The 14,817-nt window shown below is 39.0% G+C and carries 20 protein-coding genes; 16 read left to right on the forward strand and 4 right to left on the reverse strand.

The genetic code is table 11. The annotated features are described in order from the left end of the window. Positions 1 to 50 precede the first annotated feature (50 nt). The 7 genes from ACQK2H_RS15680 to ACQK2H_RS15710 all read left to right on the forward strand — a co-directional run bounded on the left by ACQK2H_RS15680 (position 51) and on the right by ACQK2H_RS15710 (position 4,264). Positions 51 to 560: an RNA polymerase sigma factor gene (locus ACQK2H_RS15680; protein ID WP_425392323.1), complete on the forward strand. Its 510-nt coding sequence runs from the start codon at positions 51 to 53 to the stop codon at positions 558 to 560. Beyond that, a complete protein-coding gene (locus ACQK2H_RS15685; RefSeq protein WP_425392324.1) occupies positions 544 to 960 on the forward strand; it encodes a hypothetical protein in 417 nt (138 codons plus the stop codon). Before ACQK2H_RS15680 ends, ACQK2H_RS15685 begins: the two co-directional genes overlap by 17 nt. Positions 961 to 1,019: 59 nt before the next feature. Next, positions 1,020 to 1,541: a DUF4252 domain-containing protein gene (locus tag ACQK2H_RS15690; protein ID WP_425392325.1), complete on the forward strand. Its 522-nt coding sequence runs from the start codon at positions 1,020 to 1,022 to the stop codon at positions 1,539 to 1,541. Between the two features lie 62 nt (positions 1,542 to 1,603). Next, complete coding sequence (locus ACQK2H_RS15695) at positions 1,604 to 2,089, forward strand: hypothetical protein (protein ID WP_425392326.1); 486 nt, start codon at positions 1,604 to 1,606, stop codon at positions 2,087 to 2,089. Next, on the forward strand, positions 2,086 to 2,979 hold the full coding sequence (locus ACQK2H_RS15700; RefSeq protein WP_425392327.1) for an ABC transporter ATP-binding protein: 894 nt from the start codon (positions 2,086 to 2,088) through the stop codon (positions 2,977 to 2,979). The genes ACQK2H_RS15695 and ACQK2H_RS15700 overlap by 4 nt, the downstream gene beginning before the upstream one ends. After that, positions 2,972 to 3,811 carry an ABC transporter permease gene (locus ACQK2H_RS15705; RefSeq protein ID WP_425392328.1) on the forward strand — a complete coding sequence of 280 codons (840 nt, stop codon included), beginning with the start codon at positions 2,972 to 2,974 and terminating at the stop codon, positions 3,809 to 3,811. Before ACQK2H_RS15700 ends, ACQK2H_RS15705 begins: the two co-directional genes overlap by 8 nt. A gap of 111 nt (positions 3,812 to 3,922) precedes the next feature. Continuing rightward, complete coding sequence (locus tag ACQK2H_RS15710; protein ID WP_425392329.1) at positions 3,923 to 4,264, forward strand: hypothetical protein; 342 nt, start codon at positions 3,923 to 3,925, stop codon at positions 4,262 to 4,264. A gap of 61 nt (positions 4,265 to 4,325) precedes the next feature. Here ACQK2H_RS15710 and ACQK2H_RS15715 read toward each other — a convergent pair whose 3' ends face one another. Both ACQK2H_RS15715 and ACQK2H_RS15720 read right to left on the reverse strand, forming a co-directional pair. After that, positions 4,326 to 4,946: a LysE family translocator gene (locus ACQK2H_RS15715; RefSeq protein ID WP_425392330.1), complete on the reverse strand. Its 621-nt coding sequence runs from the start codon at positions 4,944 to 4,946 to the stop codon at positions 4,326 to 4,328. Beyond that, on the reverse strand, positions 4,947 to 6,500 hold the full coding sequence (locus tag ACQK2H_RS15720) for a GH3 family domain-containing protein (protein WP_425392331.1): 1,554 nt from the start codon (positions 6,498 to 6,500) through the stop codon (positions 4,947 to 4,949). It abuts the gene before it with no gap. 27 nt (positions 6,501 to 6,527) lie between these two features. On the opposite strand from ACQK2H_RS15720, the gene ACQK2H_RS15725 reads away from it, so the two are divergent. Further along, on the forward strand, positions 6,528 to 7,226 hold the full coding sequence (locus ACQK2H_RS15725; protein WP_425393142.1) for a YggS family pyridoxal phosphate-dependent enzyme: 699 nt from the start codon (positions 6,528 to 6,530) through the stop codon (positions 7,224 to 7,226). 23 nt (positions 7,227 to 7,249) lie between these two features. On the opposite strand, the gene ACQK2H_RS15730 is transcribed toward ACQK2H_RS15725, so the two are convergent. After that, positions 7,250 to 7,651, reverse strand: a complete 402-nt coding sequence (locus ACQK2H_RS15730; protein WP_425392332.1) for a DUF1573 domain-containing protein — start codon at positions 7,649 to 7,651, stop codon at positions 7,250 to 7,252. A 96-nt stretch (positions 7,652 to 7,747) separates the two neighbouring features. On the opposite strand from ACQK2H_RS15730, the gene ACQK2H_RS15735 reads away from it, so the two are divergent. From ACQK2H_RS15735 to ACQK2H_RS15755, 5 genes are all read left to right on the forward strand, one after another. Continuing rightward, positions 7,748 to 8,239, forward strand: coding sequence for an NUDIX domain-containing protein (locus tag ACQK2H_RS15735; protein WP_425392333.1), 492 nt, complete (start codon positions 7,748 to 7,750; stop codon positions 8,237 to 8,239). Between the two features lie 73 nt (positions 8,240 to 8,312). Continuing rightward, a complete protein-coding gene (locus ACQK2H_RS15740) occupies positions 8,313 to 8,906 on the forward strand; it encodes a hypothetical protein (RefSeq protein WP_425392334.1) in 594 nt (197 codons plus the stop codon). Positions 8,907 to 8,912: 6 nt separating this feature from the next. Then, positions 8,913 to 9,803 (forward strand): DUF3822 family protein, encoded by an 891-nt coding sequence (locus tag ACQK2H_RS15745; protein WP_425392335.1) that lies wholly within the window; start codon positions 8,913 to 8,915, stop codon positions 9,801 to 9,803. A gap of 115 nt (positions 9,804 to 9,918) precedes the next feature. Then, positions 9,919 to 10,371, forward strand: a complete 453-nt coding sequence (gene coaD, locus ACQK2H_RS15750; protein ID WP_425392336.1) for a pantetheine-phosphate adenylyltransferase — start codon at positions 9,919 to 9,921, stop codon at positions 10,369 to 10,371. Between the two features lie 13 nt (positions 10,372 to 10,384). Then, positions 10,385 to 10,978, forward strand: coding sequence for a hypothetical protein (locus ACQK2H_RS15755; RefSeq protein ID WP_425392337.1), 594 nt, complete (start codon positions 10,385 to 10,387; stop codon positions 10,976 to 10,978). On the opposite strand, the gene ACQK2H_RS15760 is transcribed toward ACQK2H_RS15755, so the two are convergent. After that, positions 10,975 to 11,649: an NUDIX hydrolase gene (locus ACQK2H_RS15760; protein ID WP_425392338.1), complete on the reverse strand. Its 675-nt coding sequence runs from the start codon at positions 11,647 to 11,649 to the stop codon at positions 10,975 to 10,977. The two genes, ACQK2H_RS15755 and ACQK2H_RS15760, sit on opposite strands and share 4 nt — an antisense overlap. A gap of 103 nt (positions 11,650 to 11,752) precedes the next feature. On the opposite strand from ACQK2H_RS15760, the gene pyrE reads away from it, so the two are divergent. From pyrE to ACQK2H_RS15775, 3 genes are all read left to right on the forward strand, one after another. Then, positions 11,753 to 12,394 (forward strand): orotate phosphoribosyltransferase, encoded by a 642-nt coding sequence (gene pyrE / locus ACQK2H_RS15765; RefSeq protein WP_425393143.1) that lies wholly within the window; start codon positions 11,753 to 11,755, stop codon positions 12,392 to 12,394. A 244-nt stretch (positions 12,395 to 12,638) separates the two neighbouring features. Beyond that, on the forward strand, positions 12,639 to 13,478 hold the full coding sequence (locus tag ACQK2H_RS15770) for a tetratricopeptide repeat protein (RefSeq protein ID WP_425392339.1): 840 nt from the start codon (positions 12,639 to 12,641) through the stop codon (positions 13,476 to 13,478). Between the two features lie 256 nt (positions 13,479 to 13,734). Beyond that, positions 13,735 to 14,616 carry a hypothetical protein gene (locus ACQK2H_RS15775; protein ID WP_425392340.1) on the forward strand — a complete coding sequence of 294 codons (882 nt, stop codon included), beginning with the start codon at positions 13,735 to 13,737 and terminating at the stop codon, positions 14,614 to 14,616. The last annotated feature ends 201 nt before the right edge of the window (positions 14,617 to 14,817 follow it).

A 14,817-nucleotide genomic window follows, 5' to 3' on the forward strand; every position in this document is an offset into this window, starting at 1 on the left:
TTTTCACCACTCCTGTAACTTTACTTACAACATGTCCATCATCTCACTGAATGTCACACAAACTATACCATAAAGAAATCCTACCCGCCAGTGACGGCATGTACAGATACGCGTTATCAATTGTACGTGAGCCGGAAACGGCGAGGGATGTCGTGCAGGACTGCCTCACGAAAATCTGGAGTATTCGCAAGGATCTGGACAAAGTAGAAAAAGTCAACGCGTGGACTTTTCGTATCGTCCGAAATCGATGCATCGAGATCATGCGAAGAAACCGATATGCAGACCTGGATGAGAAAGTGGTGAATATGAGACATTCTGATCCGGTAGAAAACCAAGCCATCACCAATGATTTTATGTCATTGATGAAGCAGGTTTTAAAAGAGCTACCGGCTAAGCAGCAGGAGGTCTTCCACCTTCGTGAAGTGGAAGACTTGAGCTATCAGGACATAGCTGAAACGTGTGGGCTCTCTGAAAGTGATGTAAAAGTCAATATTCACAGGGCTCGAAAGAAAGTGAAAGAAGCAATGCAAAAAATAGATGCTTATGGGATCGCAAATTGATAAACTACTGGAAAAGTACTGGAACGGAGAGACCAGTCTGGAGGAAGAAAAAATGCTCAAAAAGCATTTCAAATCCAACCCGGCACTCACCAATGAAAGTCACTATTTCCGATACCTCACAAACGAAAAGTCAGTGAAGTACGAAGGGTCAAAAGGCGTCAATAAAAAGCGTGCATGGATTTCGGCTGCAGCTACTGTTACCATTGGGATCATTACGGCGGCATTGGTGTTCAATGATGCTAAAAAAGATCCATTTGCTATCGAAGACCCTCAAAAGGCCTTTGAAGCAACTAAAAATGCTTTGATGATGATTAGTGGAGAGCTGAAAGAGGGAAAGGAACACACCCTTGAACTTTCCAAGTTCAACAAAGCACAAGAAGAACTTCAGGAAGATTCCTAAAGGACTTTTAACTATCCTGAAAACCAAAACCTCGATTTAAGACCATAAAAATTATAACCATGAAAAAAGTATTATTAACAATTATGATTCTATCCATAGCCACCCTGGCATTTAGCCAAGAGGTAGTAAGTAAATACATGGATAAGTATGAAACTGACGAGACCTTTACTAAAGTGTCCGTCAGTAGTAAAATGTTCTCTCTATTTTCAGAGATGGAGGGAAGTGAAGAAGATGAACAGCTTTTTTACGATATTACTAGCAAGCTGAAAGGTATGAAAGTGATTGCAAGTGAAAAGGTATCAAGTCCAAAGGCCATGTATGATGGAGCAGTAGCAGATGTAGAAAAAGCGGGCTTTGAAGAATTGATGACTGTAAAAGATGCCGAAGAAAATGTGAAAATATCCATTCGTGAAAAAGGTGGTATCATCGAAGAGCTGATACTTATAGCAGGAGGCAAAGAGAAGTTTGCGATGGTGAGTATCTACGGAGAAATAGACCTGAAGCAAATTTCAAAACTTGCAAGCCTGATGAGGGTAAACCAATTGAAATACTTAGAAAATCTTGACAAAGCAGTAGATTAAAGACAGTTAGTTGACAAGGTGGGTGTGAGGTTTTCTTCGCCCGCCTTTTATTTTGCACCTACATGAAAAAAATATTACTACTCTTATTCACCTTCACACTATCCTGGAACATTCTTGCGCAGGAATCCATCATCAAAGAATTTGCTGAGCCAAGGAGAACCACTCGTTGGATGAATCCATTGTGCTTTTACCCAAGCACCCTTCGCATGATCAATATCGCTCAGGATCCAGCATTTAATGAGCTAGTCAATGACATTGAAAAAGTGCTGATTTATACATTAGACTCTACTACTGTTGCCAATAAAACATATGGCGATTTTTTAAGCGACTATGAAAATGAAGGATATGAAGAATATATCAGCCTCTATGGAAAACAGAAAGTTAAAGTCATCGGGAAAGACGATGAATATGTAGGAGTGATAGCTGTCGAAGAAAATGCGATGTGCTTCTACCTGCGAGGAGCTATACCTTTCGCTAAAATTCCTGAACTGATCCAAAGCTTCCAAAGTGACAATTTGCTACCGATGATAACTGACCAATTTAAATGAGCGTATTAAAAATCAATAAACTCACCAAGAAATTTGGCCGACTAACCGCTGTAGATCAGCTTGATCTCACAATCAAAGAAGGCCAGGTATATGGTATACTAGGGCCAAATGGTAGCGGTAAAACGACCACCCTAGGGATGATTCTGGAAGTTGTGGCGCCAACCAGCGGCAGTTTTGAATGGTTTGGAGGAATGAATAATGTAGAAGCCCGGCAAAAAATCGGATCCATTTTGGAAACACCTTGCTTTTACAGCTATTTATCAGCCGTTCAGAATCTCCGAATAGTCGCTCACATCAAAAAATGTGGAACGGACAGAATAGATGATATCCTAAAGCAAGTCAATCTTTATGAGCGCCGAAATGATAAGTTCAAGGCCTATAGTCTTGGAATGAAACAACGACTCTCCCTAGCGGCTGCCCTCCTATCTGATCCTCCGGTTCTTATGCTGGATGAACCAACAAATGGTCTCGATCCGGAAGGTATTGCTGAAGTCAGGCAACTCATCCGTGACATAGCAGCACAGGGCAAAACCATCATCATGGCCAGTCACCTGCTGGATGAAGTTCAGAAGGTTTGCAGCGACTTTTGCATACTCCGAAAGGGAGTAAAACTGCACGAAGGTTCTGTACATGAAATACTCGGAGAAACCAACGTAGTAGAAATAGCAGCCTCTGATTTGGACTCCCTATCAAATGCTGTTGAAAAATTTGATGGCATAGAAAAGTTAGAAAAGGAGAATGGTTCGCTACTGGCTTATCTGAAAGACGGTCAGACCTCCGATCACCTCAATCAATTCTGTTTTGATCAAGGCATTGCATTAAAAAAACTCATCCCACAATCGAAATCACTGGAACAGGAATTCTTAAAAATATTAAAAGAAAATGATTAGAGCTTTTACACTGGAATGGCTTAAACTGAAGCACTATAGGGTTTTCTGGATCCTGTTTGGTCTCTATTTGCTAGCACAATTGATCATCACCAATGGAGGAATTTTCTTCCTTGAATGGTTGGAAAGCAAGGGAGCAGATATTGAAGGAATTTCACCAACATTGCTGCCTATCTATGACTTCCCTGACATCTGGCACAACTCCACTTGGTTGGGTTCATACGTCAAAATTCTGATTTCATTTATCATCATTGTCTCTGTTAACAATGAGCTCTCATATAATACGCTACGTCAAAACATCATAGATGGAATCAGTAAAAGGGAGTTTTTACTTTCCAAGCTATCCCTGATCCTTTTTCTGGCAACCGTGTGTACGCTGGTACTCTTTGTATCAGGTTTGATTGCAGGCTTTCAGTACTCTCATGTATTAGAGTTGAAGTATGTATTTGCAGACATGGAACACCTGGTAGCTTACTTTTTGCAGTTGGTTGTTTTTGGGCTTTTTGCTTTTAGTATCGCCATGGTGATTAAAAAGGCAGGGTTCGCTATTGTACTTATTTTCTTATATAGCATCGTTTTTGAGCCAATCATTACCGGCATCTTAGAGTTTGCGCCGTTTACGAAAGACTACACAGAAGGAATAGTCAAATTCTTCCCAATCTACTCGATTGAAAAACTTTGCGGTAAGTTTTACGAGAGTCCTTTTGCTAAATACATCTTTCAGGAAATTAAAGAAGGTCCACTTTGGTTTGAGTGGATTATTCCTATCATTTGGGCATTTATTTACATGACTTTTATTACCTGGGTGCTCAATAAAAGGGATTTGAAAGCCTAAACGGCTCATTCCTGCAATTCACCTAAAAATTCTCAAGACTTGACTAAAACCCTCATACCAAGTGAGGGTTTTTCTCGTTGTTTGTGTTAGTAAAAGAAAGGAAAGCAGGTTATGATAAAGTTAGTTTCAATTCTTATTTCGGTAGTATCGTTCAACTTTGTTGTTTCATTTGGTACTACCAAGGCTGAAAATCAACCACAAGATGTGGAGATTCAATTCGGCGATAAAGCAGTGGCCATCGAAAGCGGACAACCCGTTTTTAATAAAGGAACCAAAATCTGGTTATCAAATCCTAAAAAAGAAGAAATCAAAATTTTCTTAAACGAGGCAGAAAAAGAAATCCGATCAAAAAAAGTGGAATTATCTGAAATCACTAAGCTAGATGAGGGTACTTACACGCTGGTTGTAAATACAAAAAACGACGAAAAAGTATTTGGTTTTACTATTCAGTAAATAGTTAGGTTAGGTTGTTAACAAAGGTAAGCGTGTCAGTCAATTTACTGATGCGCTTTTTTTATGCATAATTCACTAGCAGAAAGTAGACAATCTGTAGGGAAAAAAGAACCAGGATCACAGCTACTGTACGATTCATATTTCTCACAAACCTCACCGTAATCAAATGTTTCAAGCGATTCGCAACAAATGCTTTTCCAATATCCATTGTAAGAATGGTGATAAGCATCCCTCCAAAAAATTGAATCTGCTCATTGAACTGATATTCAAAATTGATAGCAATGGCACTCACCAATGTTACCCATGAAACGATGATGAAAGGATTAAGTCCATTTAAGAGTAGCCCTTTCGCGAATTGCTTAAAGTTATTGGACTCATCTACCACGGTATCTTCCGTGTGAATTTTTGGGATCTTAAACCATGAGTAAACTCCATAAGCACAGAGCATTATCACACCGAAGATCCCCATCCAAAACTTAAAATCATCGGTTTCTAATGCTTTTGCCATTCCAAAAAGAACGATCAAAACATAAAATACATCGCTTACAGAAATTCCAACAGCCAGGAAAATCGCTTTTTTAAGTCCCTGCTGAATACTCGTTTGTATCAGCGCAAAAAAAGCAGGACCTAATGCAAAAATGAAGATCAGGCCAAAGATCAGTCCGTTAATAATTGGGGGCATCTAGCTAGTAGAGATATTTTGGTCTATTAGAAAATTCTTCCAAAGTTGGGCTTTTTCTTTCTTAAGTACACGAGGAAATTTGTTTTGGCTTCCTACTTTTCCTTGGGATTCCATCCATTGATAAAATATTTGAGTCGGTAAAATAGACACTCTGATTTCTTTTAATGCTGAACCTCGTTCCACCTTGTAATCATCATTAAGTTCTTTTAGATGAAAGTCAATTCTTTCTTTCACTTCTTCTTTATCTACAGAGTCATCTGTACCGATATACCAGTGATGTGCAAATAAACTACCCGATCGGTCACCAAGCAAGGTAAACTCTCTTACATCAATTTTTAATTCATCTTCAACCAATTCAATGGCCTTATTCATATTATCTAAACTAAGGTGTTCACCACAAAGGCTCATGAAAAGCTTAGTCCTGCCGGTAATGACAATTTCAGTCTCCTCAATGGAAGTAAACTTGATCACATCTCCAATCATATACCGCCATGCACCTGCATTGGTAGTAATGAGCAGTGCATATTCTTTATTTTCTTCTACCTCATTGATTTTAAGGGTCTCAGCACCTGGTATCAGCTTACCATCATCATCAAAATTTGATTCTTTAAATGGGACAAATTCATAGAATATTCCATTATTCAGTACCAGTCTCATCGATTTTCGATTTGGATATGCCTGGAAAGCAATAAATCCCTCAGATGCTAGATAGGTTTCCATGTAATAAAGCGGCTTGCTTAACAATTTTTCAAAGCCTCGCTTATAAGGTTCGAAAGAAACACCCCCGTGAACGAAAATCTGAAGGTTAGGCCAAATGTCATGGATCGTTTTTAATTGATATTTTTCAATAACCTTCTCCATCATGATCTGAAGCCACGCCGGCACTCCTACTATAATGCCAATGTCCCAGTCTGGAGCTTTTTTTACAATCTCCTCTAGCTTGTCATTCCAATCTTTGGTCTTTGCGATTCTTTTTCCGGGCTTATAAAAATGTTGAAACCAGAATGGAATTTGTGCAGCGGTAATCCCCGATAGGTCGCCTTCAAAGTAATGACCGCTTTTTTTGAGGTCAGTACTACCACCAAGCATAAGAATCCCTTTTGAAAATAATGAGGCAGGCAGATCGTACTTACTCATGGTAAGTATTTGCCTCATAGAGGTCTTTCGGATGGATTTGACCATATCCCTCGTGATGGGTATGTATTTCGAAGATGCTCCGGAGGTGCCCGAGCTCAGCGCGAAATACTTTATTTTTCCAGGCCAACAGACATCCTTTTGACCTTCTTTAGCCAGATGCCACCATTCATCGTAAAGCTTATCGTAATCATAGATGGGTACATTGGCAGTAAATGACTTATAAAAGTCATCCTGATCGCCTTTAAATGAGGTTAGTATATTATCAAACTGGTACGCTTTTCCAAATTGCGTATTTTGACAGTGTATAAGTAAGTTTCTTAATTCCTGTTTTTGAAGATCAAGCGGAGAAGTATACAGTTGCTCCAGACTTTCGCGCAACATGATTCCCTTCTTGAGTAATGTACCTAAAATTGCCATTCAATATGATTGAAACTTATTCTTTAGATTTCAAATTTAAGGGATGTAAAAGAGACAATAATGAGTGAAATATCAAGCCAACTTAAAGATTTAAAGGAAAGCCTTCCAAAAAACTGCACACTAGTGGCAGTAAGCAAAACAAAACCCAACGCTGATGTAAGAGAAGCTTACAATTCCGGTCACTTGGATTTTGGTGAGAATAAAGTTCAGGAACTCACACAAAAAGCAGAAGAATTACCTAAAGACATACGTTGGCATATGATTGGCCACCTTCAAAGAAACAAGGTGAAATACATCGTTGATTTTGTTCACCTAATTCATGGCGTGGATTCCTTCAAATTACTCAAGGAAATCAACAAACGTGCTAAAAAGGCAGATCGGGTGATTGATTGTTTGCTGCAAATGCACATTGCTGAAGAGGACACCAAATTTGGTCTGGATCGGGAGGAATTAGACGAAATATTGAATAGCGATCAACTCAAGGAAATGTCAAACATCAAGGTAGTTGGATTAATGGGCATGGCCACTTTCACGGAGGATAAGGATCAGGTAAGAAGAGAGTTTAAAAGTCTTAAAGCACTTTTTGATGAAATAAAAAATTCTGACCATACCAATGTCCAAATGGACATCCTCTCCATGGGTATGAGTGGCGATTATAACATCGCCATCGAAGAAGGCAGTAATATGGTCAGAATCGGTAGCGCAATATTTGGATCACGCTCATAAATTCCAAAATAAGTTCAGAATGACTAGTTATTAGGATCCGGAGGCATCACATTGGTCACAATCTTCACACGCTCTGGGTTATTAACCGCGTTGGACATCACCGTGATCACCTTGTTTTGCATACCCATTTTTCCTGCGCTGTTAAAGACCACTTTGATTTTAGCCGTTTTTCCCGGAGCTACGGGCTCTTTCGGCCATTCCGGAGCTGTGCAGCCGCAAGTAGTTCTGACATCAGATAAAATGAGCGGCTCATTGCCCACATTCTCAAATTCAAAAATATGTTCTACTTTCTCTCCTTGTGTGATTTCACCAAAATCAAAAGATTTTTCTGAAAATGAAATCTTTGGGCCAGTCATTGGCTCATCTTCCTGTGCTGTCGCAAAAAATGCAAATCCTACCAACAGCAATGACGCTAAATATTTCATATGTTAATTGTTTAAATTTTCATAGAAGGATAGTCCATCTCCTACCTTGCTTAATGTGTAATTCTCTAACTCAAAGTTAACGAACATCAAATTTAAATGTTGAACAAAAAAAATACAGTATCACAGTTTGAGAATATCGTCCGAGTTAGGGTTTGCGGTCTTTTGTTCGAAAATGATCGTGTATTACTATTAAAACATGATAATATCGGTCCGGAAGGTTATTTATGGGCTCCCCCGGGCGGAGGTGTTGCTTTTGGTGAAAGCTTGGAAAAGACCTTAAAAAAGGAGTTTAAAGAGGAGACGAACCTGGACATTGATATCGATGAGTATTTATTTACCAATGAATTTATCGGTAAAAAGCATCATGCAATTGAATTATTCTTTAAAGTATCTCGAATTTCGGGAGAATTAGAATTGGGAAAAGACCCTGAATTGGCTCAGGATCAGCAAATTTTATCCGAAGCACGCTTCTTTTCGGGGGTTGAATTAAATAATCTTCGTGAAAATGCCATTCATAATGCGTTTCACACCGCTAATGCAAGAGATAAAATTGCCGAACTTAGGGGTTTGATTACTTTTAAGCATTAATAGTATTCGGTGCTTCAAGAATCACCATTAAATATTTATAATTGCAAAAACCTAGCGAAAAAGAAATTTAGCAATGAGTAAAACGAAGATTGTTTCTGTGGTCATGCTCGTGGTATGGGTGTCATTGGCCGTATTTTTAGTATACAGTATCAAATCATCCATAGATGAAGCCAAACGAATCGAAAATGCAGAAGCTCGAATCATCGAGCAGCTCAAGATGATCCGTGAAGCTGAAATTGCCTACATGTCTGTCAATGGACAGTATACGAGCGATTGGGATAAATTACTTGCCTTCGTTGATACAGGCAGTTTTTATCTGACTGAGAAATCGGAGACCATTATCACACTTCCTTACGGAAAGGATAGTATAGTGGTAGAAATCGATACCTTGGGAACAGTACCGGTGATGGATTCCCTTTTCAAGAAAGAGAAATGGCCAAGATTTAATTTGGCTTCCTTGCCATATGTGCCTGGCAGCCAACCTCCTGTTAAGTTTGATGTCTGGGCTGACAAGATTTTGAAGGCTGGATTGTATGTAAATGCGATTGAGGTGAAAAATCCTGCTCCGGTAGATCCGACCCGGGATGAAGACAGTGAATATAACACCAGAAAGCCATTGAGGTTTGGATCACGTACGAGTGTGACCACCGCAGGTAACTGGGAATAAAATATTTTGATTGCACAAGACACATCGACTTATAAGCTTGTTAAGCGAGTAAAGGATACCAAGTTCACCATTGATGAACTGGATCATTACTCGCTTATCATGCAGGTCGGGATTTACGATCTGCAGTTTGCAGTTGTAGACTCCCAGGACAATGTAGTGATGGGTCTGGAGGATTACCGGCTAGAGGGAATTAAAACGGTAAATGGTCGTCTTAGACTAATCAAAGACATCCTTGACAATCATGAATACCTAACCGCGGGTTTTTGGAAAAATGTCAAGCTTTGCCTAAAAACACATAAATTTTCACTGGTTCCGGCAAATATGTTTGTGCAGGAAAGCGCGGCGGACTATCTGGCGCTTAATAGTGAAATAAAAACATCTTTTGAAGAAGTTAATTACTACAAGCAAGTAGCAGTAGATACGGTCAATGTCTTTGCCGCAGAGACAAAGCTGTGTAGATGGATTGAGTCCATCTATAAGAAAAAGAAAGTGCACATTATTCATCAGGGTAGTGCTCTTATTGAAGGATTCCTGAAACATGCCGACCACATTGATGAAAAAAGCATGTACTGCTATGTGGATAGAGGTATTCTTCACATTGTAGCTACAGAGGGTAAGAAATTACTTTACTACAATCAGTTTGCAGCAAGGAAGAAAGAGGATTACCTCAAATACATCATGCTGGTTTTCAACGAACTGAAAATGAGTGGAAAGGAAAGTCACGTATTCCTTTGGGGCTTTATCAAACCTGCCTCAGAAGAAATGTCTCTTCTAAAACGATATATCCGCAACATTTCCTTTGGCTCCAAGCCATCCTTTTTGCGTTTTAGCTACCTATACGACGAAGTGGAAGATCACCAGTATTTTGATGTGCTGAGTGGGTACCTATGTGTTTAATCATCTGGATTAAGTGAAAACCACCTCTTTTACCAACTCCGAACTGCTCCCAGTATGAGAATAAAAGTGTCATTATAAATGAAATTTGGAGTTTTTACTTCATAATTTTAACAGTATGAAAACAGCCATTTTTCCAGGATCTTTTGATCCATTCACCAAAGGACATTTCGATATTGTGATGAGAAGCCTGGATCTTTTCGATCGTGTGATCATCGCAATCGGTCACAATACAAAAAAGAACAAACGCTACTTTGAGCTGGAGTGGATGGTTGATAAAATCAATGAGGCTTTTGTAAATGAAAGCAGAGTGGAAGTGGAAGTCTACGATGAATTAACCGCCTCACTCGCTGAGAAATATGAAGCCGGATTTCTGGTAAGAGGACTCAGGAACACCACTGACTTTGAATATGAAAACAGTATTTCTCAGATCAACAGGTATTTAAATGAAGATTTGGAAACCATCTTTTTGATTACATCTCCGGAGCTAGCTCCAATAAGTTCAAGCATCATACGTGAAGTACACAGATATGGTGGTGATGTCAATCCATTTTTACCTTATGAGGTTTAGTTTGAAATTTTTCTTGGCAATTCTAATTTCACTTTCATTTTTAAAGACATCAGCACAAAACTTTGAAGGTAGGCTGACTTATGAAAGCTACAGTGTAATTGAAAAAGACACTATTCCATCATCTTCTTCAACATATTGGTTTAAGGATCATTTAGAAAAACACACTATGTCTGTAGCAAAAGCCCCAACAATTAACCTTGGGACGCTTTACTCCAATGCTGATAACATGACCCGGAAAAATATGGATGCTTCAGGAAATCTTGAGGTAATTACACCTACTATAGATCTTAATATGCCATTGTTACAAGTTGAGGCTTTGAATGAATATGATACCATCTTGAATTTCAGGTGTCAAAAATGGAAGCTTTTGGATGTGAGTAATCAAAAATTGATTTCAGTACTTTGGATTACGGACAAGATAAGTAATAGCTATTACGACCAGTTTGTAAGACTTTTCAACTATCAAAATACATTGTTCCCATGCGAGGGTTTAAAAGGTTGGATATTGAAGAGAGAAGATTATCGGCGGGAAGGGCAAATTTTTGTAACCGAGATAAAAGACCTAAAAAAAATGGAGCTATCGATCGCAGAAATGGTGATATACTAAACCTCCTTCATCATCTTCGTGTATTCGCCCATCACATATCGTATGGATCTGTATGAATTATGGAGGGCCTTTCTCACTTCCTCGATGGTCATCCATTGCACATCTTTTATCCCCTCATCTTTCTGAGGAGCCATGTTTTTCTCATCGATGCAGTGCATCGCATACCAATGTGTTTTCTTAAGTATGTATTTCTTTTTGGTGACGTAGGTGTGCCAGACAGCCTCAATCTCTTTATCGATAGTGACCTTTACCCCGGTTTCTTCCTCCACCTCTCTGATCGCACATTCTTCAATGGTTTCCCCTTTATCCAATTTACCCTTAGGTATATCCCACACCTTTCGCCGATAAATCATTAAAAGCTTTCCGTCTTTTTCAACTATACCACCTGCTGCCTCAATCACTTTAAACTTACTCTTTAGATAGTTTATAAGATCTCTCTTTTTTCTCGACGAAATAAATATTGAATGTACCTTCTTAAGCTTCTTATCCGTCATTAGCTTGAGCAGCCCATCTACCTGATCAAATGACGCATTCATAATGAGCACATCATCCACTAACACCTCGGGCACAATATCTTCAAACTCACGTACCACTAATCCGTACACACGCTTCATGTTGATTTTCTTCTCTGAGAGAATATAGACCGGGATGTCGTTGATAAAAATCTTCATAGACCAATTTGAGTCAGCAATTAAATGATAAAATAAAAATCAAACAAGCGTATCAGATTATGGATCGGTAATTCAGGCGTTTTATTTTTGTACACTCATGAGCATCAACATATACAATCCCAAACTAGCTGCTGAAGTAGCTGCTGACCTATTGAAAATTGGAGCAATTAAACTAAGCCCGGAAAATCCTTTCACCTGGGCTTCAGGTTGGAAGTCTCCAATCTACTGTGACAACCGACTGAGCCTCTCCTACCCGGATGTTCGATCAAAGATCAAGACTGCCCTGGCCTTAGCCATTTCTAACTCATTTGACGGGATTGATGTGATTGCGGGGGTAGCTACCGCGGGAATCCCACAAGGAGCACTCGTAGCGGAGGAGCTGGGACTACCTTTCATCTATGTGCGTTCCAAGTCTAAAGGCCATGGTTTGCAAAACATGATAGAAGGAAAGATCGAGAAAGGACAGAAAGTACTACTGGTAGAAGACCTGGTATCTACAGGCGGTAGCTCACTTGCTGCAGCTGATGCACTGAGGGAAGTGGGTGCCGAGGTGGTGGGCATGGTCGCCATCTTTACTTATGGATTTGGTGTGGCAGAGAAAAATTTTCAGGAGAAAGCGGTAGACCTCATTGTACTCAGCGATTATCATCATTTACTGGATCATGCTCAAGACGAACGCATGTTTGAAAATGATGTGCTGAAAACGCTCAAAGAATGGCGTGAAGATCCGGGGAATTGGGGGTAAACAGTTATTCAACACGGTGTTTTTAAAAAATGAAAAGCAATTGATTTTTATTCGGATACAAACGATTATATCCGTTTATATCCGAATATAAATACGGTTATTGAATGCGATAACTATCCAGATTTCAACCAAAGGTACCCCTCCTGACATCTATTTGCTTATTGAAAAATCAGTAACTGCTATATTTGAAAGGTTAATAACAGGAATTCCTGTTACAATATTGTTAGCTACCAATACACCCTGAATGAAATACTCTCTAACTCTTATAGTTTTCACTATTCTACTCAACTTTAGTTACGGTCAACGAACACAAGAACTAGTTAAGAAAATCGACAGCCTTTTTCTGGAAGACGCGTCACAAGAAGCATTTGACTTAGCATACGAACTTGTTCAGAACGGAAATGAAGATCCATTGATTCTTCATCGACTTGGAATGCTATACATTGAATTTCCAATTAACCAACCACAGAAAGCTTTAACGCATCTGCAACGTGCTCAAAGCTTAACTACTGATGACAGTCTTAGAAACGGCATACATTTAGATATTGCCCAAGTCTATTATTCAATGATGAAATATGATGATGCGCTAGAGAAACTGGAGATATTACTTGACCAAGAATACTATCGAGCTTCAGCATTAACTATAAGCATGAGTATTTTCTCCGACCAAGGACAATACGAAAAAGCAATTGAAATTGCGAGAGAAGCCTTAGCACTTGAACCTTATTTACTACCAACAATCGTTAATACTGGGTTCTTATTTTTGAACCTAGAACAACCTGATAGCGCTCTAGCTTATTTTGAGAGAGCCGATGAACTCAAACCAAACGATCCGGTCATCATTAATAATATTGGATTCGCCTATTATAAAAAAGGCAACTTGTCAAAATCACTTGATCTGATCAATGAGTCAATTAGCATTTATCCAACCAACTCATACGCCTACCGAAATAGAGCTTACGTATTAACTGAATTAGACAAAATAGATGAGGCTTGTAACGACATTAACAAGGCAATTGAACTTGATTATCTTAACCGATACGGAGACGATATCCTTGAACTCAAGAATTCGAACTGCAAATAATCAGTAGCTAACAGTTGCTAGCACGAATGCGCCTGAGTGCTATTCACAAGATTCATTTGATCTTCACCGCTCCGCTACCCATTCTGATATATTCTCTCTCCTAGCAACTGAGGTGGTTCTGGATTTTGTCTTTCTAATTGCAGTGTTCCATAGCTACCGTTGTAGGTGTTGGGCAGCTACGCTATATTAGCTTCTTTCTGCTGAGCTCGGGGCGCACTCTTGCTAGCTTAGCGTTAGCATTCACCAGTGCCAGTAAATGAGTGATTTAGTACAATTCATAAGTGACTTTTTTGGAATAGCTAAGAACACTTCAGCTACCATATTTATAACTCTTCTTGTATTTACAACTGGCCAACTTCTAAACTACTTCACAAACTCTATTAAGAGGACACGAATACGATTCTCGCAAAGAAAGATCTTTAAACAAGTATTAAAGGCATCCATAAGAACGGCAAGAAAGCAAATGGCAATTTCGGAAGAAGTCATTGACCTTATGAACTTCGAGAAAATATCCAAAATAAGTAGAAAACGAATGGAGTTTTACCAATTCCAAATTCTCAAAGAGATTGGGTTCAGAGAATTTCATAAGGCTTTCTTCCAAGGTTTTGAATCTATAAGGTTTCCTGCGACTAACAAGTTGAGAGTCCGAACTTTTTCTAAATGTTGGGAGATCATGAAGGGTCTTGAATTTTGGGTTCAAGAGAATTATCATCAAATAGATGAGTTTGGTAAGAAGTACAACCTGAACAATGAAATAAGAAACAATTCATTAAAGCAGTTAAGATTCTTCTCTGAGAACTTGATGCAATTTGCTAGACAATTCGACGGACAAAAGATAGACGCAGAACTAGGTAGTTTTCTAACTGGGTATTTTGATATTCATACCAAATTTCAAAAAAAGCAAAACTTGGCTCCAAGGGACGTCCATCGTAACCTAATTATTCCATTGAGAATTCATGCTAGAAAGCACCCATCAATAAAATACATACCTGAATTGAATAACTATCTCCTTGAAGCATCTCTAGCCTACGAAAACATGTATAATGCTATGAAGAAGGCAAGAGAACAATATTTCATTTACAGCTCTAACTTTAGATATTACTACAGAACGCTTGAAAAGACCCTGAAAATCATGTAAAGGCGAAATGCTAACAAACGATGATGGCGCATGGCCTTACTTAGCCTTCTGCCAAGAGTGTGCTCAACATCCCGCTTAGGACTAAGTGGAAAGCATTACAAGAACTTATTCAGTGCGTTGAAGAACTGCTTGCAGTTCAGGCAAATGCCTTGCGCGTTTTACATTTTAAGGAGTTTGTCATTGATTTAACTTTCCCACTTA

Source organism: Ekhidna sp., from assembly GCF_965228795.1.
GTDB lineage: Bacteria > Bacteroidota > Bacteroidia > Cytophagales > Cyclobacteriaceae > Ekhidna.